7 protein-coding genes, 1 tRNA gene and 1 pseudogene are annotated in these 10,468 nt (G+C 69.2%); 3 read left to right on the plus strand and 6 right to left on the minus strand.

Annotated features, from left to right (window positions below; translation table 11 throughout):
- Positions 1 to 1,920, minus strand: coding sequence for a YhgE/Pip family protein (locus KUTG_RS16320; RefSeq protein WP_043717818.1), 1,920 nt, complete (start codon positions 1,918 to 1,920; stop codon positions 1 to 3).
- Entirely contained in the window at positions 1,920 to 4,586 is a 2,667-nt protein-coding gene (locus KUTG_RS16325) for an MMPL family transporter (RefSeq protein WP_043717821.1), read from the minus strand. The genes KUTG_RS16320 and KUTG_RS16325 overlap by 1 nt, the downstream gene beginning before the upstream one ends.
- A 90-nt stretch (positions 4,587 to 4,676) precedes the next feature.
- Here KUTG_RS16325 and KUTG_RS16330 point away from each other — a divergent pair, with 90 nt between their 5' ends.
- A complete protein-coding gene (locus KUTG_RS16330; protein WP_043717823.1) occupies positions 4,677 to 5,315 on the plus strand; it encodes a TetR/AcrR family transcriptional regulator in 639 nt (212 codons plus the stop codon).
- 391 nt (positions 5,316 to 5,706) lie between these two features.
- The gene (trpS, locus tag KUTG_RS16335) at positions 5,707 to 6,714 is read left to right on the plus strand and encodes a tryptophan--tRNA ligase (protein ID WP_052394698.1); all 1,008 of its coding nucleotides are present in this window, start codon (positions 5,707 to 5,709) and stop codon (positions 6,712 to 6,714) included.
- Positions 6,715 to 6,815: 101 nt separating this feature from the next.
- Here trpS and KUTG_RS63630 read toward each other — a convergent pair whose 3' ends face one another.
- The 3 genes from KUTG_RS63630 to KUTG_RS16345 all read right to left on the minus strand — a co-directional run bounded on the left by KUTG_RS63630 (position 6,816) and on the right by KUTG_RS16345 (position 9,530).
- A complete protein-coding gene (locus KUTG_RS63630) occupies positions 6,816 to 8,069 on the minus strand; it encodes a tetratricopeptide repeat protein (RefSeq protein ID WP_369794643.1) in 1,254 nt (417 codons plus the stop codon).
- 223 nt (positions 8,070 to 8,292) lie between these two features.
- Positions 8,293 to 9,180, minus strand: a complete 888-nt coding sequence (locus tag KUTG_RS63635) for an AAA family ATPase (protein ID WP_232240821.1) — start codon at positions 9,178 to 9,180, stop codon at positions 8,293 to 8,295.
- Between the two features lie 274 nt (positions 9,181 to 9,454).
- A tRNA-Asn gene (locus KUTG_RS16345) sits at positions 9,455 to 9,530 on the minus strand.
- A gap of 144 nt (positions 9,531 to 9,674) precedes the next feature.
- Here KUTG_RS16345 and KUTG_RS58505 point away from each other — a divergent pair.
- Positions 9,675 to 9,842: a hypothetical protein gene (locus tag KUTG_RS58505; RefSeq protein WP_157494573.1), complete on the plus strand. Its 168-nt coding sequence runs from the start codon at positions 9,675 to 9,677 to the stop codon at positions 9,840 to 9,842.
- Here KUTG_RS58505 and KUTG_RS61310 read toward each other — a convergent pair.
- A pseudogene (locus KUTG_RS61310) lies at positions 9,843 to 10,468 on the minus strand (methyltransferase domain-containing protein); the annotation flags it as partial.

Consider the following 10,468-nt stretch of genomic DNA (forward strand, 5'->3'; position numbering starts at 1 on the left):
CTAGGCGATGGCCACGCGCAGCCGCCGCGTGGACAGATAGCGGCGGCGGTCGGTGACAACGATCGCCGCCAGGACGCCGACGACGAGCCACCCGACGAGTTCGGCGATGCCGGTGTAGAGGCCGGCATCGCCGGTCGCCGCGGCCCGCAGCCCGAGCACGGCGCCGTGTGTGGGCAGGTAGTCGGCCAGGGCGTAGAGCGGGCCCGGCAACGTGGACACGATGCCGGTGGCCGACGCAAGCACAAGCACGGCAAGGGAAGCGAGCCGGCCGGCGCGGCCGAAGACCGCCGTCACGGCCTGGTTGAGCGACACGAAGACGAAGGCCGCCAGCAGTGCCACACCGAGGAACTCGAACGACCCACCCACGCCCAGAAGCAGGGCCGGAATCGCGATCGCTGTGATGGCCACCGCGGCCAGGGCCGCGGCCGTGGCGCCGGGCAGGGCGGCGCGGATGATGATGCTCCACGTCGGCTCCCGTGCCGTCAGCACCGCGTCCGGGACGGCACGGGTGACCAGGTACGTGGCCAAAGCCAGGGCCCACAGCGCCAAGACCGCGAACAGGGTGATGGCCAGCGTGTTGGACGGCGTGCTGTCGGAGGCGGTCGCCGTGGGGCTGGCGGCGATTGTCTTGAGGTGGCTGCGTTCTGCATCGGTGTAGGTGGGGACCTGGTTGCGCCCCTTGTCCAGCGACGTCGCCAGCTGCTGTGCACCGTTGTTCACCTTGCCGGTCCCGTCGCTCAGCTGCGCCGCGCCGCTGGCCAGCTGTTGCGCGCCGGAATTCGCCTGCTGCACACCGGTGTCGAGCTTCCGTGCCCCATCGGCGGCGGTGGCGATGCCCTGGGCCAGGACGCCGGATTGCTTGGCCAGCTGGGCATTCCCGTTGGCGACCTGTCGAGCCGCGCTGGCAAGCGCCTCAATGCCATCCCGGACTTGCACGGCCTCGGCCCGCATGGCAGCCTTCGCCCCGTCGATCTTGCCGGCGTCGGCGTTGAGCCGGGTCGCCGCCTGCCGAAGGCTGTCGCAGAACTGGGCATCGCCGGTGCACTGGTCGGCCAGCTTCTGAATGTCGGCCGCCGCGGCCGCGGCAGACGGCAGGGCATCGATGGCCGCGATGATCCGGTTGGCCAGCGGGACGATCGTGCCGGCGAGCTTTTCGTTGCCCTGGGCGACTTGCTCGGCGCCAGCGGCGAGCTGCTTGGTCAAGGCGGGCAGCTGGGCGGTGTCCCGTTGAGCCTGGCTGAGGCCGCTGGACAGGTGGCTCGAACCGGAAGCCAGCTGCGCGGTGCCGGCGGCGAGCTGTTGCGCGCCGGGCACCAACTGCCGGGTGCCGTCGGCCAGCTGGCCGGCGCCGTCGGCGGCCTGGTTGATCTGGCTATGGATGGTGGTGAAGCCGACGTAGATGTTGTCCAGATAGGTCTCCACGACCTGGTTGTTCAAGGTCTGCCGGGTACTGTCGGCAATCCGTTGCGACAGCGAGGGATCCATCACGCCGGTGCTGGCCGAGGTTTTGACGTCGACCACGGCCCGGGTGGCGTCGAGCGGCTTGCCAGCCGCCGCAGATGTTGCGCGGGCGGAGAAGTCCTTCGGGATCGTCACCACGGCGGTGTAGGTCCCGTTGTCCAGCCCGGAGGAAGCGTCTGTGGCGTCTGTGAGCACCCAGGTGTAGGCGGAGTTGCCGCTGTGCGTGAGGTCGCCGGCCAGTTGCCGGCCGAGCGGGATGAGCTGTCCGTTCACCGTGACCGGCTCGTCGTTGTTGACCACGGCCGCGGTGGCGGTGCTGTGATCGCTGTCCGGCGACCACAGCGCCCACGTCAGCAGGCCCATGATCAGCACCGGCACGGCGATGAGACCGGCCCAGGTCTTCCAGGTGAGCGGGCCGGCGGCCAGCGCACGGGCGGAGTTGGCGAACGGCTTGAACATCAGTGCACCTCAACGGGCTGGGCGAGGCTGAACAGGCGGGCATCGGCCGGCAGCAGATCGGCGAGGCGCTCGGGATCCTGACAGCTCAGCACCACGGTCACCGGCCGGCCGGAAGCGGTGCGGCGGCGGGCGATCAGGTTACGCAGGGCGTTGCGCTCGTCGGTGCGCAGCACCAGGTCGGCGTCGTCGATCAGCACGAGTTCGATGTCGTCGGCCAGCGCGGTCGCCACCTCACTGGCCGGGGCGACGCTGTCCCGGCAGCCGATCACCGTGACCTCGCGGCGCAGGGCGTGCACGTGCTGGGGCAGGACCCTGGTGAGAACCTTCAGGTCCCCCTTGAGCTTGGTGACCCGGCCGGCGAGGGTGAACAGCAGTGCGGTCTTGCCGGCGCCGTACAGCACCAGAACCCCGCCTCGTGGCACGTGCAGGTCGATGTCCCGGTACACCGGCCGCCCGCGGTCGTCGTCCACCCCGATGCCCCGGGCGCTGATTGCCTCGTCGACGCCGGGCCAGTCAGCCAGCCGCAGCTCGTGCACGAGGGAATCGCCCTCGGCGTCGAACACCGGCAGCGCGCGGTCCAGCTTCGGCGGCAGACCCCAGGCCCGGTGGCCGAGCAGCGCCAACACCGCCGGCACCAACGTCATCCGCACCACGAAGGCGTCGACGAACACGCCGACCGCCAGGCTGAAAGCGATGGGCTTGATCGTCGCGCTGCCCTCCGGCACGAACGCGGCGAACACCGCGAACATGATCACCGCTGCCGAGACCACGACCCGGGACGCCGAGATGAAGCCGGATTCGATGGCCCGGTGGAGATCCCCGTTGTGGACGTAGTCCTCACGCATGCGCGAGACCAGGAACACCTCGTAGTCCATGGCCAGTCCAAACAGGACACCCATGAGGATGATCGGCAGGAAGCTGATCACGCTGCCGGTGTGGGTGACCCGCAGCGTCTCGGCGAAGTGCCCCTGGTCGAACACGAACGAAGTGGCCCCGAAGGCCGCTCCGACCGAGAGCAGGTAGCCGGCGGTGGCCTTGACCGGCACCCAGATCGAGCGGAACACCATGGCCAGCAGGATCAGCGACAACCCGACCACGAGAATGCCGAACGGCAACAGGGCGCTGCCGAGCTGGGCCGACACGTCGATGCCGACCGCGGTGATGCCGGTGACGGCGGTTTTTGTGCTGTAGGCGTCGAGAAAGTGGGGCTCCTGGGCACGCAGCCGGCGCACGAGGTCGTCGGTCTGCGGGGAATCCGGCGCCGTGGTCGGCACCACCTGGATGATTCCCGTGTCGCCCTTGGGGTTCGGCGTGGCCAGCGGCACGGCGGCGACACCGGGCATCGCGAGGATCTCGCCGGCGATCTTGTTCACCAGACCGACCGGATCGGTGCTGGTGATGATGTCCGCGGTGACGATCAGCGGACCGTTGTAGCCGGGGCCGAAGTGGGCACTGACCACGTCGTAGGTGTCGCGGGCCGGGCTGCCCTGCTCCTCGGTGCCGTTGTCCGGCAACGCAAGCCGCAGATCCAGGGCCGGGATCGCGCACACCGCCAGGGCCACGAAGACGACGATCACCGTCAGCAGAGGCGCTTTCGTCGCGGTCCGCACCCACCAACGAGCGACCTGCGGCTTGGCACGCTTCTTCTTCCGGCGCGGCGTTCGAGGCTTCAACCGATGCCCGGCGAACGCCATCAGCGCCGGCACCAACGTGACCGCGACGCCCACGGCCAGGGCGACCGCCACCGCCGCCGCGATGCCCATGGTGGTGAGGAACGGAATGCCGGCCACGGCCAGCCCCAGCAGCGCGATCACCACCGTCAGGCCGGCGAAGATCACCGCCGAACCGGCGGTCGCGGTCGCCCGAGCGATGGACTCCTCGACGTCGAGTCCCTCGGCCAGCTGATCTCGGTGCCGTGACAGCAAGAACAGGGCGTAGTCGATGCCGACGGCCAGGCCCAGCATCACCGCCAGCATCGGCGCGGTCGAGGAGATCGGCACCACCAGCGTCGCCACGTACACGAGGCTGATCGAGATGCCGACGCCGAGCACGGCCGTCAGCAGCGGCATGAAGGCGGCGATGATCGACCGGAACATCAGCACCAGCACCACGAGCGCGATGACCAGGCCGATGCCCTCGGTCGGGCTGAGCTTGGGCACGCGGTTGGAGAAGGCGTCGCCGCCGGTGTAGACGTGCGTGCCGGTCGTGACGGCGAGATCGTCAGCGATGGTCGTGAGCGCCGTCTTGGTGGCCGGATGCAACTGCGGCTGCTGCACGGTCAGCGGCACGGCGATCAGCGCCGCGCGGCCGTCACCGGAGACGCCTTTGTTGCCGTCAAAGGGATCGACCGCGGTCGCGACCTGGTCGACCTTCCTGATCCGGTTGATCTCGTCGGCCACAGCGGCCTTGATCGTCGGGGTGTCGACGCGTCCGGGGGCCAGGACGACCAGCTGGGCCGAGGTGCCGGCGGTCTCGGGGAAGACCCGCTTGAGGTGGTCGAGCGCGTCCTGGGACTCGGAGCCGGGGATGGCGAACGTGTCGTCCGTGCCCTGGTTCAGCAGCAGCGCGCCGCCGCCGGCGGCGGCCAGCACCACCAGCCACATGGCCAGGACCAGCACCTTGGCCCGGGCGGAGTCCCGGCCCAGTCGGTAGAGGAACGACGACACGATCGGCTCCCTGGTCAGCGACGATACATCGTGTATCTTAATGCACGATGTATCCGATGCACTGTGTATCGAGTCACGCGGACGGGTGAGATGACCGGAACGACACGCCGGCGCGCGCAGACGCGCGAGCGGCTGATCGACGCCGCCTACGAGGTGTTCGGCAAGCTGGGCATCCGGGACGCGCCGGTGGAGCTGATCTGCGAGCGCGCCGGCTTCACCCGGGGCGCCTTCTACTCCAACTTCGCCAGCAAGGAAGAGCTGTTCCTGGCCGTGCACGAGGTGCAGGCGCAGGAACGCGTCGACCGGCTGCACGCCGCCGTGACCAGGGCCATCGACGCCGCCGACATCAGCGATCCCGATGTCGCGACCGACGTGCTGCGGCAGGCCGGCGAGCTGTTCATGGAATCGCTGGCCTCGGACCGCACCTGGTACATGCTCAACGTCGAGTTCACCGCCCAGGCCCTGCGCCAGGGCGACCTGCGCCCGCCGACCGCGGCGGCCGAGGAGCGGTTCCAGAACCGGCTGGCCGAGATCCTGCTGGGCACGCTCGACCGGCTGGGGCGGCGGCTGACCGTCGACGCTCACAGTGCGATGGTGACCATCATCGCTTTGTACGAGGCCACTTTGAAGCGGGCGATCCTCACCGGCACGGACAACGGGCAGTACGTCACCGAGGTGCTGCCCCGGCTGTTCGCGGCCCTGATCGTGCCGGCAGGCGAGGACCTCTGATGCTGCGCATCGACACCCACCAGCACGTGGTCCCGCCCCGGTATGCGGAGTGGATGCGGGCCAGCCTGCCGGAGGTGGCCGACCCCTCGCACATCACGTACGGCAGCGACTTCCCCTTCGCGCCGCCGGTGGCCGTGGGTTCATCAACAAGCAGTACGAGAACTTCGAGCTGTCCCCCGAGCTGCGGGCGACGATCGATCGCGGCAATTCCGAGGCGCTGTTCCCCCGCCTGCCGGTATGATGCCGCAATGACCTCGACCGCGTGCCTCAACTGGTGGCGTCCCGCCTAGGGACGGCCATTCCACGCACGCGCGTGCCGTCCGCGAGGACGGCGCCTTCTCTTTCGTCGACTGTCCCGCGGACCCTTCATCCGTTGGGAGACAAGCAAACCATGGTGGAGAACCAGATCCAGGCCAACCCCGAGCGCTACCGCGTGCTCACCGGCGACCGGCCCACCGGCCCGCTGCACCTCGGGCACCTGTTCGGCACGCTTCAGAACCGGGTTCGTTTGCAGGACATGGGCGTCGACCTGTTCGTGATCATCGCCGACTACCAGGTGCTGACCGACCGGGACGTGGCCGACCGCCTGACCCAGACCGTCGAGGGGCTGGTGCTGGACTACCTCGCCGTCGGCATCGACCCCGAACGCGCCACCGTGTTCACGCACAGCGCCGTGCCGGCCTTGAACCAGCTGATGCTGCCGTTTCTCAGCCTGGTCACCGTGTCCGAGCTTGGGCGCAATCCGACCGTGAAGGACGAGATCGCGCACTCCCGGCAGGACGCCGTGAGCGGGCTGATGTTCACCTATCCCGTGCACCAGGCCGCGGACGTCCTGTTCTGCAAGGGAAATCTCGTGCCCGTCGGCCGGGACCAGCTGCCCCACATCGAGATCACCCGATCCATCGCGCGCCGGTTCAACGAGCGCTACGGCCCCGTCTTCCCCGAGCCCGACGCCCTGCTGTCCGCCGCGCCCGTCCTGCTCGGCACCGACGGGACCAAGATGAGCAAGAGCCGGCACAACGCCATCAGCATCTCCGCCACCGCCGACGACACCGCCCGCCTGCTCCGGTCCGCCCGCACCGACGCCGACCGCCACATCACCTACGACCCCGTTGCCCGGCCCGAGGTTTCCAGCCTCGTCCTGCTCGCCGCCCTCTGCCTCGGCGTCACACCGGAACAGGTCGCCTCATCCGTCGGCACCGGCGGCGCTGCGGCACTGAAACGCACCGCCACCGCCGCCGTGAACGAGTTCCTGGCTCCCATGCGCGCCCGCCGCGCCGACTACGCCGCCGACCTTTCCCACGTGCGCAAGATCCTCCAGGTCGGCAACGAGCGGGCCAAAGCCCTCGCCGACGCCACCCTCGCCGAAGTCAGGACGGCCATGGGCATGACGTACTGACCAGGCGCTTCCGGGGCGACACCCAGCTGGATGTCGCCCCGCTCCCGTGCTCAGGCGTCGGGCTGGAACAGCTGGTGGACAGCCAACCGCGGTGTCGATCCTCACTCGTCGCGTGGGATGCCGAGTGCGGCGAACAGGCCGAGAGCTTGCTGGTCGTGTCGCGCGGAGTCGCTCGACCGGCCCAACACGCGGAATGCACGAGCCAGCCCGTCATGGGCTCGGGCCTGCTGGTGGCGGTCCCCGATCATGGTGGCGAGATCCAGGCTCTGACGGTGGTAATCGACGGCGAGGTCGGCGGTGGCCGCATGCTGGGCTGCCTCGCCGAAACTGTTGAGGACGTCCGCCTCCAGCGCCTTGTCGCCCAGGCCGGCCGCCAAGGTGAGCGCGCGGTCCAGATAATGTGAGGCATCGTCATGACGGCCCGTCACGGCGTAGAGGATGCCCCGCTGCGCGGCGGCACGAATGGAGGACTCACGGCTTCCTGTTTCGCGCGCGAGCACGACCGCGCGGCGCAGGTGTTCGTCGGCTTCGACGTGCCGCCCGATCGCGATGTAGGCGGTGGCGATATTGGTCTGTATTCGGCTCTCCAGAGTGCGATGGGCGGCTTGGCGTGCGCACACAAGGGCTCGTTCGAAGTGCGGCAGGGCGTCGTCGTACCTCCTGAGCCGCAGATACAGCCGACCGAGTTGATTCTCCGCGCGACATTCGGGGACGGTGCCACCGGTGTCACGGGCCAGCGCGACCGCCTGGTTCAAGTGCTCCAGGGCCTCTTGGTAGTTGCCCAACAGCTCATGGGTGACACCGATGTTGCACAGCGCATTGCTCTGCGTTTCATGGTCATGCGCAGAGTGCGCGAGCGCCAGGGCGCGTCGCAGGTGACGCAGTGCCTCGGAGTAGCGCCTGAGCTGGTTGTAAACGGTGCCGAGATGGCTTTCCGCGCGCGCTTCGTGCTTGGGGCCGAGGTCTCGAGCGGCGATCAACGCGTGGGTGTTCAGCGCAAGGGCGTCGTCGCGGTACGCTCGGCTGTCCAGGAAGCGCCAAAGCAGAGCGGACAACCGAAAGACATGGCCCGGCCAGCCGTTGTCCGCGGCATGCGCGGCGACCGCCATCAGATTCGGCCGCTCGGTCTCCAGCCATGCGGCGGCGGCGGCCTGATCGTCGAACCGCGGAGCCGAACCGGCCCAGTCGGGAGCTTGTGGTCGCAGGTCGTGCTCGTCCGGGAAGAGCACGTCCATGGCTCGTGCGGCAACGTTGAGGTAGTACTCGAAGGCGCGCGACAACGCCGCGCGCCTTGCCTCCAGACTGTCCACTTCGGACGCGAGGTCCGCGGCATAGGCCCGCAGGAGATCGTGCATGGTGAACCGGTTCTGTTCGGTTTCCTCGGCGAGGTGGGCGCGCAGCAGGCTTTCCAGAACATGCTCGGCCTCATGGACGGGCACGTCGACCAGCGCCGCGGTGGCGTAGGTGTCGATGCTGCGACCCGGATGAAGCCCCAGGCAGCGGAAAGTCTGCGCGACCTGACGGCTGAGATGGCGATAGGACCAGGAGAACACCACCCGCACCGCGGTGTGCGGATCCTCATCCGCGCGCAGGACTTCCAGACGATGGTGCCCGTCCGCCAGGTCCGCGACGAAGTCGGAGAGCGGCACCCGCGGCCGGGCGGCGGCACGTTCGGCGGCGATCCGCAGCGCGAGCGGCAACTGCGCGCATTTCTCGACCAGCGCCATTGCCGCGTCGGGTTCGTTCGTCGCCCCGCTGTCCGACAAGCCGGGACAGCAGGGCAAGAGCGTCCTCGACGGACAGCACGTCCAGGTCGATCGGCAACGCCCCGTCGCGAGCGACCAGGCCCGCGAGGGAGTCGCGGCTGGTGACGACGACCACGCAACGGGCGCTGCCGGGCAGCAACGGACGAACCTGTTCCACCGTCCGGGCATTGTCGAGCAGTATCAACAGTTGCCGCCCGTGGACCAGACTCCGAAAGCGGGCAGCGCGCTCACCGAGCCGGTGCGGAATGTCGTTGCCGTTGACGCCGAGCGCCCGCAGGAACGCGTCCAGCGCCTCGCCCGGATGCACCGGCTCGTCCGGGCCATAGCCCCGCAGGTCGACATGGAACTGCCCGTCCGGGAAGTGCTCGATCGAATGATGCGCCCAGTGCACGGCCAGCGCCGTCTTGCCCACGCCCGCGGTGCCCGACAGGATGGCGATCATCATCCCGCCCGGCTCGCCGCCCGTGGCCCGACGCAGCAGGGCGTCCAGCTCATGGAGCTGGTGCGAACGCCCGACGAAGTTGGCCACCGGAGGCGGCAACTCCCGCGGCCGGGGCCGGTCCCCCCGACGTTGCCCGGAGACGATGACGTCGCCGATGATCTGGCCGGCCTGCAGCACGGTCTCGGCGGCGCCGGTCACTTTGTTGGCCGTGTCACGCACGTCGTGGTGTGGATCAGGCTGGCTGCGCTCGCTGGACAACTCACGCTCCCCTCGCCCCACACCGCTGACGCCGGGCCCCCGGCCGCCCGACCCGGCAGTACCGGTGACAACGAGTAGTACACCGACCATGTTACGTAAGCGTCACTCCCGCGCCGCCGCGTTCAGCAAGATCGGCCGGGCCCTCACGCCGCATCGGTGCCCGTCACGACCGGCCGGCTCAATCCAGCGGTCGTGAATCTGCACCGTTTCTGCACCCATCGCCTGACAGGGGGGTGCCCGAAACAAAACCCCCAGGTCATTGACCTGGGGGTTTTGGCTCCTCCAGCTGGACTCGAACCAGCAACCCTGCGATTAACAGTCGCATGCTCTGCCAATTGAGCTATGGAGGAATGTTCTGTTGTTCGCCGTCGTTCGGTCTCCCGCTCGACTGAGATAACTCTAGCGCATGCCGGCGAGGGGGTTTCACACACCCCCCTCCAGCGGGTACGCACAGGGGGTCAGCTCGGCGTGACGGCGATGCGGAGGAACCGACCATGAAGGCTTTCCTGCTGGGTGTTGCTGTCGGCTACGTGCTGGGAGCTCGCGCAGGTAGAGAGCGGTACGACCAGCTGGTGCGGGCGTACCGCCGACTCAAGGACCACCCGGCGGTGCAGGGGGTCGCGGGTGTGGTCAGAGCCAAGCTGGGCAACGACGGGGAGTGATCAAGATCGCACCCGGGCCACGGTGAACACGCGGCGGAACGGGAACCAGGTGGTGCCGTCGGCCCGGGGCGGGTAGACCTTGCGCAGCTCGACGGCCAGCTCCGCACGGAATTCCCGCCAGTGGTCCTCGTCGAGGGTGGACTTGATCGGCCGCAAGGCCGTGCCGGTCACCCATTCGAGCACGGGGTCGGGCCCGGACAGCCGCTGGAGGTAGGTCGTCTCCCACGCGTCGACCTCGCAGCCGGCCTCGATCAGCACGTCGGCGTAGCCGGCCGGGTCCAGCACCGCCAGCGGCTCGCGCAGCGTGAGCTCCGCCAGCTCACGTTGCCACTGCGGGCGGCCGGCGACCTCGCGGATGGTCGTGTGCGATGGGGAGAAGTGGTTGCCGGGCACCTGCATCGCCAACCACGCCCCGGCCGGCAGCTCGCGGGCCCACCGGCTCAGCAGGGCCGCGTGGCCGGGCACCCACTGCAAGACCGCGTTCGTCACGACCACGTCGGTGTCGGCCTGCGGCTTCCAGTCGTTGACATCCATCATCGCGGCGTCGATCCCCCGCTCCCGCGCGGCCGTGACCATCTCCGGCGAGGAGTCAGACGCCCTCCAGCGCCGCCCCGGGCCAGCGCTCA

The sequence above is a fragment of the Kutzneria sp. 744 genome (assembly GCF_000568255.1).
Classification (GTDB): Bacteria; Actinomycetota; Actinomycetes; order Mycobacteriales; family Pseudonocardiaceae; genus Kutzneria.